Origin of the sequence: Providencia sp. PROV040 (assembly GCF_032706145.1) — a bacterium.
Lineage (GTDB): Bacteria > Pseudomonadota > Gammaproteobacteria > Enterobacterales > Enterobacteriaceae > Providencia > Providencia hangzhouensis.
The window spans coordinates 3,220,030-3,236,566 of sequence record NZ_CP120530.1 but is presented as its reverse complement, the minus strand read 5'-3'; the positions used below and the strand labels follow the sequence as shown (position 1 = coordinate 3,236,566).

7 protein-coding genes are annotated in these 16,537 nt (G+C 38.8%); 4 read left to right on the top strand and 3 right to left on the bottom strand.

Features of this window, described 5'->3' with window-relative positions:
• The first annotated feature begins 328 nt into the window (after positions 1–328).
• The 4 genes from ldtD to P3L40_RS14895 all read left to right on the top strand — a co-directional run bounded on the left by ldtD (position 329) and on the right by P3L40_RS14895 (position 11,300).
• The gene (gene ldtD / locus P3L40_RS14910) at positions 329–2,080 is read left to right on the top strand and encodes a L,D-transpeptidase (protein ID WP_136134702.1); all 1,752 of its coding nucleotides are present in this window, start codon (positions 329–331) and stop codon (positions 2,078–2,080) included.
• Positions 2,081–2,469: 389 nt separating this feature from the next.
• Entirely contained in the window at positions 2,470–3,018 is a 549-nt protein-coding gene (locus tag P3L40_RS14905) for a YcbK family protein (protein ID WP_004256173.1), read from the top strand.
• Between the two features lie 39 nt (positions 3,019–3,057).
• Positions 3,058–3,705, top strand: a complete 648-nt coding sequence (locus tag P3L40_RS14900; protein ID WP_196731706.1) for an MBL fold metallo-hydrolase — start codon at positions 3,058–3,060, stop codon at positions 3,703–3,705.
• Positions 3,706–4,061: 356 nt separating this feature from the next.
• Positions 4,062–11,300, top strand: coding sequence for an anthrax toxin-like adenylyl cyclase domain-containing protein (locus P3L40_RS14895; protein WP_247605799.1), 7,239 nt, complete (start codon positions 4,062–4,064; stop codon positions 11,298–11,300).
• 101 nt (positions 11,301–11,401) lie between these two features.
• Here P3L40_RS14895 and P3L40_RS14890 read toward each other — a convergent pair whose 3' ends face one another.
• The 3 genes from P3L40_RS14890 to asnS all read right to left on the bottom strand — a co-directional run bounded on the left by P3L40_RS14890 (position 11,402) and on the right by asnS (position 16,082).
• Positions 11,402–12,592 carry an amino acid aminotransferase gene (locus P3L40_RS14890; protein ID WP_094960698.1) on the bottom strand — a complete coding sequence of 397 codons (1,191 nt, stop codon included), beginning with the start codon at positions 12,590–12,592 and terminating at the stop codon, positions 11,402–11,404.
• A 411-nt stretch (positions 12,593–13,003) separates the two neighbouring features.
• On the bottom strand, positions 13,004–14,113 hold the full coding sequence (locus P3L40_RS14885; RefSeq protein ID WP_272515372.1) for a porin: 1,110 nt from the start codon (positions 14,111–14,113) through the stop codon (positions 13,004–13,006).
• Positions 14,114–14,681: 568 nt separating this feature from the next.
• Positions 14,682–16,082 carry an asparagine--tRNA ligase gene (asnS, locus tag P3L40_RS14880; RefSeq protein ID WP_036957910.1) on the bottom strand — a complete coding sequence of 467 codons (1,401 nt, stop codon included), beginning with the start codon at positions 16,080–16,082 and terminating at the stop codon, positions 14,682–14,684.
• Between the last annotated feature and the right edge of the window lie 455 nt (positions 16,083–16,537).

Sequence of the window (16,537 nt, the reverse complement as noted above, 5' to 3'; positions counted from 1 at the left end):
ACAAGATTATTAATTAATTTGAATAAAACCCGATGTTTAAAACATATTTTTTCATGATGAAAACCTCTTTTTCTATATGGAAATTAAGTGAGAAAGAAAGCGTTAGCTAAAGCTTTTAATTAAAATAAAATTCATCTATGTTTAAAGCACCAATAAATACCCACTAATAATGAAAATAATTCTTTTTCTCATTAAGTGGTTATCTGTCTATAATCCGAAAAAAGGAAAATTAGTCTATTCCTATAACATTACTGCTAAAATTAAATACAATAAAATTGTAATTATAATAAAAAATATTGTTATCCATGTAGTTAATTAAGGTGGATGTATGGCAAAGAGAAGAGTGCGAGCTCTGCAAGTCTCAGTAATATGCGGGTTGATGGCGTTACAGTTTCCTGCATTTTCAAATGAAGAAAATACGCAGCAAAGTGTTTCTGAAGTTCAAACGGTAGCTCCAGTTACACCAACAGAAAGTTTAGTAAAAATAACACAATCACTTCCTACGGATGTGAAACCTATTTTTTCTACGCAATTAGCAAAACTATATGCTGATAGGCAAATGCAGCTATTGTGGCAAGATGAAACGGCAATTAGCCAATTTCAACAACAATTGGCAGAATTATCCCTTGCTGGGGTTCAGCCTCAATTTGGGGAATGGTTGGCAATACTGGAAAATAACCAGTTAAATGAACTGGGCCGTGACGTTATTTTATCTGATGCCATGCTTGGCTATTTACAGTATTTATCATCAATAGAGGCGAGCGGGCAGTACTGGCTATATACTAATCGGCCATATAAAATTATTGCTCCAACAACGGCTCAAATGAAACCATGGATAGACGCCGTTGAATCTAATAACCTAAGTAGTTGGGTAAAATCACAGGCACCGAATCATCCAATGTATTTGCCAATGCGCAAGGAAATGCTGAAATTATTGGCGATGCCTGAAGATAACCTAGAAATAGTAGGAACAAAAGCATTAAAGCCAGGGCAGTCTAGCGATGATGTGGTTAAGTTACGTCAAATCTTACAACGTGAAGGGTTACTTGAGGGTGGAAATGTAACCGAAGAAGTTGCCCCTCCTGAAACAATGGCTCAAGTTGCAGAACTGGCAGTTGAACAAACCGTCGAACCAACAGAGCCAAGTGATGCACTTGCAAGTACCGTGTCCAAAGTATATGACCAAGAACTCGTTGATGCTGTAAAAAAATTCCAATTACAATATGGTTTAGAGGCCGACGGTGTAGTTGGAAAAGGCACGCGTGTTTGGTTAAATATGCAGCCAAAACAAAAAGCAGGTTTAATGGCGCTTAATATCCAACGTTTACGTATTATTCCTGCAAGTAGTGGTACAGGAATATTAGTTAATATTCCTGGCTACTCTTTAGATTTCTATTTAAATGACGAAGTCATTTTAGATTCTAAAGTGATTGTTGGTCGTGCAGATCGCAAAACACCGATCATGAGCAGTGCGCTAAATAACGTGGTAATTAACCCGCCTTGGAGTGTGCCAACCAGTATGGCACGTAAAGATATCGCCCCAAAAGGGAAGCAAGACCCAAGTTATTTTAGTCGAAAAGGCTATACGGTTTATTCTGGTTGGGGGGCTGATTCATATGAAATCAACCCATATGCTATTGACTGGGATAATATCACCCCAGCTAATTTCCCATATCGAATTCGACAAGCTCCGGGCCCAACTAACTCATTAGGGCGCTATAAGTTTAATATGCCGAGTTCAGATGCGATTTATTTACACGATACACCAAACCATAGTTTGTTTAATCGTAATGCACGTGCAATAAGCTCTGGATGTGTGCGTGTGAATAAAGCAAGTGAGTTAGCCAGTATTTTGTTAGGTGATGCAGGTTGGGAACAAAAACGAATTGACGGTGCATTGAAAGAGGGGTCAACACGGTATGTGAATATACCAGATAGGATCCCAGTTTTTCTGTACTACCAAACGGCTTGGGTAGATAAAGACCAACAGCCACAATATCGAGCAGATATTTATCAGTATGATAATTCTATTGATAATGCAGATAAATATTTGCCAATGTTGAAAAAGATTTTACACTAATTGTGAGTTTTAATTTATAAGGGGGAGTTTTCTCCCCTTAATTATTTTACGTATTAACGGCCTGAACATAGTTCTTCGTAAATTTTCATTCCGTGACGTTTCCTCTATTCTCCGTTTTTATCCTGTTTATTCCATTGTTTTATAGTTATTCAGCTATGGCTATTTTACTTACTTTGATAAAGGCAGCATATTTTGTGTCTAAGATTGCATGTTTCGAGCAGTTTGAGTGACAAAACTCTATTACTGACGAAAACTGCAATAAAATTCCTGTTAAGTATGCATATCTTTACATAATTATACATTAAAGCTAAGCATGATTTGCTAGACTCAATAGGTTGCCAAAATTTTATCGATTAATACTGAATTTATTAGAGTCTGAGCTATCACCTATGGATATAATTGATCAATCCCGCAGAAAATGGTTAGGTATTGGGGCCGCAACGATTGGCCTTAGTTTATTACCAAGCCATGTATTTGCTGCAATGACGACCCCTCGACCACGTATTTTACGTTTTCAAAACATTAATACAGGCGAATCGTTAAAAACTGAATTTTTTGATGGGCGCCGCTACAATAAGTCTGAACTAGCACGTTTAAATCATTTTTTCCGTGACTATCGTTGTGACAAAGTGAAAACCATTGACCCCAAACTGTTTGATCAAATCTATTTATTACAAATGATGATGGGAACAAATAAACCTGTGCAGCTTATTTCTGGTTATCGTTCTTTAGAGACTAATAATAAATTACGCAGTAAAAGCTCTGGTGTGGCGAAAAAAAGCTACCACACACGCGGGCAGGCAATGGATTTCCATATTGAAGGTTTACAGTTGAGCAATATCCGTAAGGCCGCATTGAAAATGAAAGCGGGTGGCGTTGGTTATTATCCTCGAAGCAATTTTATACATATCGATACAGGACCAGCAAGAACGTGGTAATCTGTGCATAGGTGACATAGATTACGGAGTAATTGCTCGATGAAATATACTATTATCCCAGTAACACCGTTTATGCAAAACTGCCAAGTTATTTGGGATGAAAATACGTTAGATGCAGTTGTTGTTGATCCCGGCGGAGAAGCGGAAAAATTAATTTCTACTATTGAAAACCTTGGGTTGAAGTTAACTAAAATTCTGTTAACTCATGGCCATTCTGATCATATCGGTGCATCAGCTATCCTCTCTAAGCACTTTTCAGTGCCGATTTATGGCCCACAAAAAGAAGACGCTTTTTGGATTGAAAACCTCGCAGAGCAAAATGCGATGTTTTACATTGGCGAATGCCCTGATTTTACGCCAGATTACTGGTTAGAAGAAGGGGATAAAGTAACTTGTGGCAATATCACATTTGACGTGTTGCATTGTCCTGGCCATACGCCCGGTCATATTATTTTTGTGAACCATGCTGATAAATTAATTTCCATGGGTGATGTATTATTCAAAGGTGGTGTTGGTCGTAGTGACTTCCCACGAGGTAATCATCAAGATTTAATTTCATCAATTAAAAACAAAGTATTACCGCTTGGCGATGATTATCAATTTATTCCTGGTCATGGGCCGATGTCTAATCTCGGTTTTGAACGAAAAACAAACCCTTTCTTACAAGATGAACAACCAGTCTGGTAATTATCTAATCTATACTCTAAATAATTCATGGTGCAGTTAGGCGACAAATGAATGAGTCGCTAGGAGCATACATCAGTATGTGACTAGTGCGAATGAGTGCAGTCAACAATACTGCAACTTGAAGTATGACGAGTATAACTTAACCCCCTTAATAACAGGGGGTTTTTATAGCTCGATATTAATCATGTCATAAAAAAAATAATAGTTAACACTATGTCCTAATTGTTCCCAACTTAGTTTGGGAACACCTCGAATTTTGCTATTTTCCTATCGAACAAATAATTGCTTGTTTTAATAATAAACAAATAATTAATTGAAATAATTAGTGAATTTGTAATTTTCAGGGAAATAAGAACATGAATGATAAGGATGTTAACGCTATAACTCAAAGTAATGGTAAAACAGGGCGAGATTATTCGAGTATCAATTTACAACTTAAACCGTTGGCAGAAACGAGCCCGCAGGTTAAAACGGGTATTCCAGCTAGCCATCAACGCATTTTTACGAAAATAGCTAGTGAAGAAAATATTATTATTGGTATACGGCCAATAGATGCTAAATCAACGAGTTTAATTGAATCGGGAAAGTACAGTAGTAAGGGATTAGCCATTAAAGGTAAAAGTGCAGATTGGGGGCCTCATAGTGGTTTTATTCCGGTACAACAGGAATTTGCTAAAAAATCAGGCCGAACTAACAGTGATAAACTTAATCTCCAGCTTCAAGAGCTATTTCAATCCGGTAAGGCAATGAGTGTCCATTTAGAGATTAGCACTCAGCGAATAGATGAATTACGTCAATTTAGTGCTATCTCACCATTAGAACTTATTAATGATGAGGGCTATTATCGTACTACATCCATTGTTGATGGCAGTGAGAAAGTCTTTTTCCTGAAAAAAAGTGCTGATAGCACATTAGATAACTGGAAAGTTTACTATCTGGAAAATGAACAATTGACTGATTTTTTGGTTATTGGGGATACTAAAACAGGCAAGCCTGTCACGGCAGATTATGATTTATTTAGCATTATATTTCCAATGTCAGATTTAGAGCATTATATCAATGTGAGAGAAATGCCATCTTGGGAAACATGGAAAGCAAGTGTCAATTATGATGAATTATCAGCAAAGGAAAAAAAACTATTTAATAATAAAGCGGAATATGATCGTTATGAGGGGCAGGATAACGGTGTTAGCAATAAGAAAATAAAACAACTCAAAGATAAGATGAACCGCCAGCTAGGCCGTGAAAATGGGTTTGAACTGGTTCACCACGGTGCTGATGATGCCAACCCTGCCAGTGTGATGAGTGAAAATTTTCCGATAACTTTTTTCTTACCTGAAAACCTGAAGGGGAAAAATAAACTTAGAGGGTCAACGGAATCAATTGAGACGTATTTTCCAATGAATTCTAATGGTTCTATTATTATTGATAATGTAGAACAACTATCTAATTTCCAGCAATTATTAATTAATCAGGGGTATCGTGCTCCGTTAAATAAAAAATGGAGTGAAGGTGATAATGGAGAATTATTTGAACCCAAAAGAAAAATATCAGATACCTATTTAAAAGGACTAGCAGAAATTAGTCGAAAAAAAAGCCTTAACGACAATGCTGAAAATAAAGAAAACAAGCAGCAATCTAATGAGAACGTTATGCTAGATACTGACGATGAATTTAAAGATATTCATCTAGATAACAATAAGCGTAAAACTATTCTTGCCGAAGAGCACGGAACAGAAATCAAGAATGCCGATCTCTTTGATAACGCTTTGAATGAAAACAAAAAAATAAAAGGACTGGAAGCAGTTGAAAATTCACATCATTCTATTATTAATACATTAGAAAAAATAGCACTAAAAGAAATTTCTATTCAAGATATTAATAAGACTGAACACACCTATTTATTGAAGTATTTTTCTGATGGAAATGGCAATATTGATGTTAAAAAACTAAAAATTGCAGTCTCTGATCCGTTAGTAAATCGAAAATTAAATGCAACGTTAAGTCAAAAATTTGAAGCTAATTCACTATTACTAGAGCCATTTTTAGAACTAGAAATATCAAGTCCTTATCAACAACAAGCGAGTGATATCCAGATATTATTGTCTGCGATAAGAAATGACATCTCGATACTAAATCATTTAAGTGAACGTTCACAAAAGTTATTAATGAAATTATTTCCTGCTGGTAGTGGAATCGATAAAGGCAAAATTTTAGCGTTAGTTACGGATAATCATGAATATATTTTATTTAGTAATAAATTAATAGAATTTAGTGAATTAGCCTCAGCCAATTTTATTGGGAAAAATGCACCTTTGAAACAATACTTTTTTGCAGATGCATTTAGCCTTTATGAAGATAACCAAGCACAGCGATTAGCTAAATTTAACCAACAATTAATTGATGGTAATAAAGTTGAGTTAGTAGATCATGGAGTTATTCGTTCAGGCGCTCAAAGCCGAGAAATGGATCAAACTTTGGGGGGAATATACGCGGTTGAACTGTATTTAGGGGAAAGCCATTCAGCACGAGATTTTATTGAACGTAAAGGGCAAATAGAGCAAGCCACAGTGAAAAATGCATCGACATCAGCAGAAAACTCACTGCTGATAAAGATGGAGCAGTACAGCCAAGATATTAATACTGAACTCCACAAAAATGGGATTTCAATAGCGGATCAATCACTTGGTAGTCTATTCGCAACACTTGGCGAAGTGGATAACGCAATAATCTTCTTAAAGGGGAAATCGGTCACTTATACCGTAACTTATGTACAACGTAATGGCGGTTATGAAATCAGCTTATTTGATCCCCATGGGCTCCAACTTAATGTGAAAAATAGCTCTTCTCAACAAGCTCTACAGCAATTTCAACAGCAAATTAAGCATTACTTTAGTGAAAATAACCAACTTTCTGAAGGGGAATTTAGAGCAGACTTTCAGCGTATTGACTTAGACTCAGCTGGCTTTAAAAGCGCATTGTCTTCTTTACGTAGCCAGCGACAATCAATTATTGAACAAATTGAATTTACGTTACCAAAAAACGGTTGGATCACTATTAACGGTGAAAAAATTGCCTTTGCCAAATTACAACAATTAGGTGCCACTATTGATGGAAAACCGATTTCTTTGGGTGATATCAATACGGCTGATCTACATAATAAAATTCGTTTTTCCGCAGATAAACTAACAATGTATTTTACGTTGATGGAAGGTGGGAAAGAAGATCTCTCTTTCATTAAAGTATTCCATGAACAATTAAAGTCAGCGGATATCCACCAATTAGTTGATTACCAAGCTAGCTTTGCTGAGTCGGGAGTGCTAAAAAAACAGCTTAAATATTTAGCGAATAATATTGATGTTCAGCAAAATACCATCCCATCACCAATCTTACTCAAGATTCGTCAAGCAGGTAAGAAGCTTCCGCAGTTTCGACGTTTGGCAAATCGTTCTGGGCAAGCAATGGGAGCCGCTGGGGCTATTCAAAGCCTAATTAGTGCATATGCCATTTTAGATAAACTAGATAACCCCGATATTAGTGATGAGGAAATTAAAGAGTTAGAAAAACAGTTTTATTTACTTGCTGCGTCAGCCCTGTTTAATTATGGCGATATGATAGTGCAACCGATGCTATTAAATATTGCATCCAGTAAGGGAGCAACTTCGTTAGTCCGTGCGAGGATTGCTTCGGGGACGGTGGTGATTTTCAATTTGGTAGGGATGGGAATTGATGTTTACCAAGCCTACGACAGCTTATCTAAATTAGACAGTGTCACAGACCCGAAACAACGCCAAGATCTTATCGTAAATGCATCTTTCTCTATTGCTAGTGCTGTGATCAATGGGGTCACTGTTATTGGCATCTTAGTGGGCTCTTCCGTTATCCCCGTCGCTGGGTTAGTTATTGGAGGTATACTGCTGGTTGGGGGCTGGGCTTATAGCGGTGTTCGTGCGGTTCAAAACATCAAAGAAGTTATTGATATTGACTGGGATCGTGAATTAGAAGAGGGGATCCGGGGGGCTGTAGGTTTAGACCCAACCATACGTAGCCAGCAAGAAATGAATATACAACATTATATTAATGCGTTTAAAGAGCAAGATTGGAATATGGATCTCGTTTTATTTGAAAATAATATTATGCAGGCAGGATTTGCTCACCATCTTAGTGTCATTGAAAAGCCGACCTATGAAAATGAGCCTCGATACTACTTGGTTGATAATTATGATAATTATTTTTACGGTAAGTTGGGAAATCTATATCTAGGGGCGGGAAATACGACGGTGCGTTTTTTACGTAAAGAGGCACCTTCGTTTACTGCTGATGAAGTTAAGTTTCTTTTACAAAATAAAATTGCCAGAACGACGGCGTGGTTTAAAAATTTAAAACACCTTTATGAAAATATGGGATGGTCTATTCAGCATGGCTTTCGTCTGAAAGCAAAAGAGAAAGAGATATTTGACCTTAAAAATACCGGTAGCATAGCGACTCATGAGCGTTATTCTTTAAATTCTACCTATAATAACTCGTTATTAGATGAATTTAAAGTACGACACCAAATTTTAGATGATGAATTATCACAGCCTCTTCAAGACCAGTTAATAAATTCTAACCCGGAACAAATTAGTTTTTATTCGAAAAAAACGGAATTTGGTGTATTAGGGCAACAAATGCTAAGGGAAAATGAACGTGTTTTCAGTGAACATTTAGTGAATAACAGACAACGGACAGCGTTATATATTGAAAATACCAATAGTGAAGGGACTAGCTGGAATACGGCTAATGGTAATGACGTTGTAATCGGTAAAAAATCACAGAAGAATGCCTTTCAAGTATTATCAGGTGAAAAGTATTTTGCAGGGGGAGATAAAGATGATCTATTTTTTATTCGAGATAGCTGTTTAGCATCGTTAACTTCACGAGGGGGAAAGAAGCCGACTAAGTATCTAGATGGCCAAGACGGGCAGGACACAATTATTATTGATAATCTACCAGATAGCCACCGTGTATATGTAAACTTAAACAAAAATACGGTGCTTTATCAGCGAGAGCGAAATCATTCTTTTATTCCCGTTGCCCATTTGCAAAGTATGGAAAATGTGATGATAAGAGGGAATAGCAATGATCATTTACGGGGAAATGATACGGCGAATATATTGGATGGCGGGTTAGGAAAAGACATCGTAGAAGGAAAAGGGGGGGATGATAAACTCATTTTAACTCAAGGTATTGCAGCTGGTGGTGACGGTAATGATAGTTATCATATTCGCCGTTATGAGTGGCTTGACCATGCTGACGATTTGTACCTAACAGAGCGCTATTTTGATAGAAAAGAAAAATCAGTTAAAACGCGAAAATACCTAAACCCTATTTATATACAAAATAACCACAAGTTTCAGGCGAAAGTGGTTATTAAAGAACCTAATTACCAACAAAGCAGAGTCGCTTTAGAGTATTTTCTAGATGAAATAAAGCAAGTTCAGCTGGACGGCAACCACTTGGTTTTAACAATCAGACAACCCAAAAATAGTATTGATGGCCACTTTTTTCAAAATGTAGAAAGTGAAGTCAATATTGTCCTCGAAAATATTCAAGATGCAGATTCGAAGGTGCCACATCATGTCTATCGATTACAAACCCTTGATGGTTGGATGATAACAACGGTAATAGATGAAAAATATCCTAACAAGTATTTTAGTTTAAGCTATATACAAGAAGGGGATCAATTATCATCTATAGACGGAAAATCTGTCAAAATAGATGAGTCAATGGGTACCATAACGATAAACCAATCACGTCATTATAAGGAGCCTAATTGGGGATGGTTTACGCCCATAGGCCGTGCTGAACACTTAACCTACCGTGGAAATAGTCAAAATAATATATTACCCCTAATAAAATTAGGTAGTTATATTGAAGTTAGCCATGGAATCGATACCTACCAAATTGTACAAAATAAAGAGGAATATGGTGAGGTCGAATTTGATTTTTCTAAAGTCAATGACAGTTTTACGGATAAGGACAGCCTGTGCTTATTGTTGCCTACAGAAAATGGTTATTCGCTGTATATGGATGATGGGCAGCTATACCGTTTAGATAAATTCGGGCAAAAACAATTGACTATTAAGTTTACTAATGTAGGCAATAAGCTCTGTGATGTTGTTTTAATTCAAGACAAGCATAGCAATTTATTTAAAGTCAACTTACAGGAAAACCGCTTAACACCAGTAAACCCAGTTAAAGAAAGTAGTGCGGGTGACGATCAAATTATATTGCCAATGGGCTATCAATCTGAAAAACATGTCATTGATGCTCAAAATGGCGATGATACTATTATCAATAAAGGCTTAGAAAGCTATGTCCTCTTGGGAGGGGATGGTGATGATAATATTAAAGCCAGCGGTGGAAATAATCTCTTATATGGTGGTGCTGGGGACAACTTTATTAGTGGTGGCTCGGGGGATGATTTGCTGTTATCCAGTCTAGGAAACGATACGTTAATGGGCGAGGCTGGTGATGATCACTATTTAATTGATGGTCATCAGGCAGGTGTCGTTTATATTGAAGACCAGATTGGCAATAACCATATTCATTTGGTCAATTTTAAACGTCAACTAATTGAAGAAAGTGACTCAATATACCAATTTTATGCTTCACCCGCTGGTAAACTGGTAAAAATTAAGGCTTCTAACGATGATGGTGAGGGGAACTTCAATATTCACCACTATGAGCGGCTGGACGAAAAATTTAACTCCTCCACGAGACACGGGATGACTCCGCTCGTTAATTATCTCTCTGAAAAACTCCATAAAGCCAAACAGTCAGGGGCGTTCACCACTTGGAAACCCGTTGATGAGCTTGCAAGCACATTAAATGGCGTGGTAGTTGATGGTGTAGCAAGGCCTTTAAAACTAACGTTGAGAGATGATGGCATTCTATTACAGCAGGATAGCCCTAGAAATAATTGGCTTATTGATACTTTATCAGGCAATGATAACGTCACGGATATGACCCAACATGGTCGTATTATCAAAGGTGATAGTGGTCACGATAAGCTGATAACTTATGGTGGTGAAAATGTGCTATATGGTGGGCAAGGTGATGATATTTTATGGGCGCAAGGCATGTATCGAGATGTGCTTATCTCTTTAGATGGAAAAGACCAATTAGCAGCAGCTCAAGGGGACGACCTCTATATTGTTAGCGGCCATGGTAAAGGCGATGTGAAGATCACTGATTTTGAGGGACGCAATCAGGTGGCTCTAATTGATTTTGATACTGAAGAAGTCAGTTATAAACAATTGTCAGCTAAGGTTGCTGAAACAATATATCGCTCAAAGAGTGGCAGGCAAGTGACGCTATCTCATAACAACCATATTGGGTCAATGAATAGTGTCATGCAAGTGCGTCATCTCAATAGTTACCAGCAATTATCAGAACAATATATAGAGCAAACCATCGACCGTTTGGTTCAGTTACTTGTTGAGGAACGCATTGATTATGAAAGCAATCTCGACCTTAGTATAAATAACAGTAATTATAGAAAGAATTGGGGGGCGGTACAAATAACTGAGCGCTTTCTTAGCCACCTTAAATAGTTGGTTATAAAAATAGCCAGTCAGAAATGGGACTGACTGGCATGATATTAAAGGTGCTGTTTTATTATTTTCAAAGGTTAAGCGTTAACACATTTGAATGATTACAGCACTTTAACGATGGCATCACATAATGGAACCATGTTCTCTAATGTTAAGCCTGCCACGTTAATACGGCCAGAGCTTACGGCATAGATACCAAATTCGCTACGTAGACGCTCTACCTGCTCTTTTGTTAGGCCACTGAAGGAGAACATACCGTTTTGGTTAATAATGAAGCTGAAGTCTTGTTTAGCGCCTTTTTCTTCCAATGTTTTCACTAACAGTTGGCGCATGCGTTTAATACGCTCACGCATTGCGGTTAACTCTTGGATCCACTCAGCTTTTAATACGTCATCAGAAAGGATGGTTGTTACCACTGCAGCACCGTGTGCTGGTGGGTTTGAGTAGTTTGCGCGAATAACCGCTTTCGCTTGACTAAATGCACGCTCGGCGTTATCGCTGTCTTTGGCAATGATTGTACAAGCACCAACACGCTCATTGTATAGACCGAAGTTTTTAGAGAATGAGCTCGCAACAATCATTTCAGGGTTGTTTTTGGTGAAAATACGCAGGCCTTCGGCATCTTCATCTAAGCCTTTTGCGAAACCTTGGTAAGCAAAGTCAAAAACCGGCAATAAACCTTTTTCCGCACATAATGCCGCCAGCTTTGTCCATTGCTCAGCAGTTGGGTCAATACCCGTTGGGTTATGGCAGCAACCGTGTAGAACAATCACATCGCCAGCAACAGCGGATGACAGGCTGTTAAGCATACCGTCGAAATCCATACCGTGGTTGGCTGCATCATAGTAATTGTAGGTCAGCACTTCTAAGCCAGCCGCTTCAAAAATATTTTTGTGATTAGGCCAAGTTGGGTTGCTGATCCAAACGCGTTTTGCATTAGTTTGCTTCGCAATAAAATCAGCTGCGATACGCAGGGCACCAGTACCGCCGGGTGCTTGCGCTGTACGTGCACGTTTTGAGGTGACAATTTCATGTTGTGCACCGAATAACAGTTCTTGTGTTACACGGCCGAACTCTGGCATTCCGCTAATCGCAAGATAGTTTTTGGTGTTTTCGTTATCCAGCAGGAATTTTTCTGCTTTTTTAACGGTATCAAGCACAGGGGTTTTCCCTGATTCGTCTTTATAGACGCCAATACCTAAGTTGATTTTATTATCGCGGGGATCAGCACGGAAACTATCAGCAAGACCTAAGATTGGGTCAGCAGGGGCAGAAGTAATTTTTTCAAACATGTTGTCGATTCCAAAGCTCTGTAGTGGTACCCACACAGTTCCTAAGGTATGAAGGCATAAGTGAGAATGCGGTTGGCTATCCTTGCTTGTAATCTGCCCATACCATACGAAACTCGCGGGTGTAGCTGAAAACGGGTTTAGTCGAACGAGTCGAGTTCTCAGGGTAACGTGATAAAGGCTTTTTGCCAACCGTTTTACCAAAAATCGGCGAGATCTTGTGAACTAGGTAGGAATTGCATGTAATCTAACCATAAATATCTATAAAGGCGGTGAATCAGTCTGTCTTACCGATAATTTGGGAGTTTTTAGGAGGAGGTAGTTTGAGGCGGGGAGAGCGAAATAAAAAAGCAGCGCCGAAGCGCTGCTTGCAAAAACATGTTACCGTTTTCTAACTTATCAGTTAACTGATAATTAGAATTGGTAAACTAAACCTAAGCCCAGAACGTTGTCAGTCATCAGACCGTATTCTTTGCTGAAGTCGTTGTCTTTTAACAGGTTGATTTTGTAATCAACAACTGCAGACATGTTTTTGTTGAAGTAGTAGTAAGAACCAACAGAGATATATTTAACGATATCGCCGTTCTCACCGTTTACGTTTTTAGCTTTAGATTGGTTATAACCTAAAGATGGTTTCAGACCGAAGTCGAACAGGTACTGTGCAACTAACTCAACGTTTTCAGTTTTGTTAGCGATAGTATCGTCATTACCGAAGTGAGTAGTGTTCAGTGCTTGACCGTACATCGCTGCTAAGTAAACATTGTTAGCGTCGAATTTACCACCAACGTTCCATACTTGAGCTTTGTTTCCACCAGCATCAGAGAGTTTTTGTGATGGAGTACGAGATGAGTTAGCATAGCTACCACCCAGTGTTACGCCCCAACCTAAGTCATAAGCAGCCGCTAAACCGTAGCCGTCACCGTTATTTTCCCAAGCATTTTTACCGCCTGATTTGTTGTTATCGCCGTTTTTACCTTGGTATTGCAGGGCAAAGCTTAGGCCATCAACATAACCAAACGCGTTGTTGTTACGGTAAGTTAACAGGTTACGGTTACGGCTAGTCATGAATGTGTCTGACTGAGCCATAGTGTCGCCGCCCCATAAAGGCATAACGTCGGTCCATGCGTTCACATCATAGTTAACACCGTAGTTACGGCCGTAGTCGATTGAACCGAAATCAGCGAATTTCAGACCTGCGTATGCTAAACGGTTTTTGTTTTCGTTGTTAGTTTCAGTTTTGTTAGTCTTAGTTTCCCACTCGAAACGACCGAAACCAGTCAGTTGATCAGTGATTTGAGTGTCACCTTTCAGACCTAAACGAACACGTGAATCATCACCGTCTTGGCTTGGTTTAGCTGTGCCATCAGCGAATTTTTTATCTGCAGAAGCAAAGTAGTGACGAACGTCAACTTTACCGTAAACGTCTAATTTGTTGCCGTCTTTGTTGTATACTTCAGCTGCGTTTGCTGCACCAGCAGCTAACAGAGCTGGGATAACCATTGCAAGAATATTGCGTTTCATCATTATTATTACCCTCATTGGTGTTATTCGGACACCTGCCACTGCCAAAAATAATTCGCAAAAAATAATTGGAACTATTTATGAGAGATTAGTGTCGTCTATGTCGGCGACCAGTGTTCCATTGCTAAATAAAATTATCTACCCTCAAAGTGCTACAAAATCAAAGATTCTGAAACAAATGGTAACTAGATGTTTCAAAATGTAAAAAATAGATCAATAAACAATCACTCATCGTACCAGTTTAAAAAATATTACAAAAATTAGGGAACTTTTTCAAAAGACAAATTGAGTTTTTTTTGAGCAGTTTAGCGAATGCAAAGCGGTTATTTATCACCAGTAAAAAGAGAATAGTGAGATTAAAAAGCAGATTATTCTTAGCGGTAGCAGATTGCTGGCTGTTTACGGAGAATAATAAGGTGATAACGTAAAAATTGTGATCTGGTTATCATGTGGCTGTAATTTGATGTAACAAGATGAGATAGTTGTATAGTGAAAGTATATTAGGACTGAAAAGTAACGGGCCAACATTAGTTGGCCCGTATATTAAGGTGTTAACATAGAAAAGCAGTTATTAGAACGCTGCATTTCTTGGGGTACGTGGGAATGGAATCACTTCACGTACGTTACCCACACCAGTGACGTAAGCCACTAAACGTTCAAAACCAAGGCCGAAACCTGAGTGAGGAACGGTGCCATAACGGCGCAGATCACGGTACCACCAGTAATCTTCTTTATTCATACCCATTTCTTCAAGGCGTGCATCGAGCATATCAAGGCGCTCTTCACGTTGTGAGCCACCAATGATTTCACCAATACCTGGTGCTAATACGTCCATCGCAGCAACGGTTTTGCCATCTTCATTGAGGCGCATATAGAACGCTTTGATGTCTTTCGGGTAGTTTTTCACAACCACAGGGGCTTTAAAGTGTTGCTCAGCAAGGTAACGCTCGTGCTCAGACGACATATCGACACCCCAATAAACTGGGTTTTCGAATTTTTGACCACAAGTTTCTAGGATTTTAATGGCATCCGTGTAATCAACTTGTGCAAAGTCTGAGTTAACAAAGCTTTCTAAGCGGTTGATAACGTCTTTATCAACACGTTGTGCAAAGAATTCTAAGTCATCACGGCGTTCTTCAAGAGCGGCTTTGAAGGCGAATTTCAGCATTTTTTCTGCAAGGCCTGCGACATCATCTAAAGAAGCAAATGCCACTTCAGGTTCGACCATCCAGAATTCAGCTAAGTGACGGCTAGTATTTGAGTTTTCAGCACGGAAGGTTGGGCCGAAAGTGTAAACTTTGCTAATCGCTGTTGCATAGGCTTCACCGTTCAGTTGGCCTGAAACGGTTAAGAAAGCTTCGCGACCAAAGAAATCTTCGCTGAAATCGACTTCACCTTTGTCATCACGTGGCAGGTTATTGTAATCCAATGTAGAAACACGGAACATTTCCCCCGCGCCTTCGGTGTCTGAGGCCGTGATCACTGGAGTTGAAACCCAGAAGTAGCCTTGCTCATCAAAGAAACGGTGGATAGCTTGCGCTAAAGTATGACGCACACGTGCAACGGCACCAATTAAGTTAGTACGTGGGCGCAAGTGTGCGGCTTCACGTAAAAACTCAACACTATGACGCTTCGCTGCCATTGGGTAGGTGTCAGGGTCTTCAACCCAACCAACAACTTTTACAGCAGTGGCTTCAAGCTCAAATGATTGACCTTGGCCTGGGGATTCTTTTACGGTACCCGTAACTTCAACAGAACAACCCGTTGTTAGGTGCAGGACTTCGTCATTATAATTCGGTAAATTATTATTAATGATAGCCTGTAACGGATTAAAGCAAGAACCGTCATAAACGGCGAGGAAAGAAAAACCAGCATTTGAATCTCTCCTTGTACGTACCCAGCCTTGAACGGTGACTTCTGTGCCTACCGCCACTCGGCCTTGCAGTACGTCGACTACAGGCGCTACTATCATATAATTCACTCTCTTCATATTTAACGATATCTACTTCGACTATCTCAATCCGTCATACTTCGAGCCGTAGATGCGTTGGCTTCACAAACCGACCCTAGTCACATACTTATGTATGCTCCTAGGGCTCACTTTGTTTGCCGCCTTCCTACAACTCGAATTATTTAGGATGTAATTCAAATTGTTTTAAATCCATTCGACCGCTTATATCTATGAATATTATTCAAAAAATGTCATCGGTTTATGGCGATTAAAATAGTTAAAGTAGGGATATTAACGAAATCCCATTTTTCAGGGGCCAAAGCTCTATGTTACTTGCCATTTATTAGGAAACAAGTAAAAAATCGCGATAAAACATTTCTGTTGAAGCGAAGCGTGGTTATTGAGCTTAAAAGCTATAGTAATAGTAAGTGAATAAAAGAAAAAGGGGGTTTTGAAGCTCTGGGCAAGAAAAGTGC

Coding starts and splice junctions, on each gene's coding strand:
- ldtD (WP_136134702.1), top strand. CDS start 329: ATGGCAAAGAGAAGAGTGCGAGCTCTGCAAGTCTCAGTAATATGCGGG.
- P3L40_RS14905 (WP_004256173.1), top strand. CDS start 2,470: ATGGATATAATTGATCAATCCCGCAGAAAATGGTTAGGTATTGGGGCC.
- P3L40_RS14900 (WP_196731706.1), top strand. CDS start 3,058: ATGAAATATACTATTATCCCAGTAACACCGTTTATGCAAAACTGCCAA.
- P3L40_RS14895 (WP_247605799.1), top strand. CDS start 4,062: ATGAATGATAAGGATGTTAACGCTATAACTCAAAGTAATGGTAAAACA.
- P3L40_RS14890 (WP_094960698.1), bottom strand. CDS start 12,592: ATGTTTGAAAAAATTACTTCTGCCCCTGCTGACCCAATCTTAGGTCTT.
- P3L40_RS14885 (WP_272515372.1), bottom strand. CDS start 14,113: ATGATGAAACGCAATATTCTTGCAATGGTTATCCCAGCTCTGTTAGCT.
- asnS (WP_036957910.1), bottom strand. CDS start 16,082: ATGATAGTAGCGCCTGTAGTCGACGTACTGCAAGGCCGAGTGGCGGTA.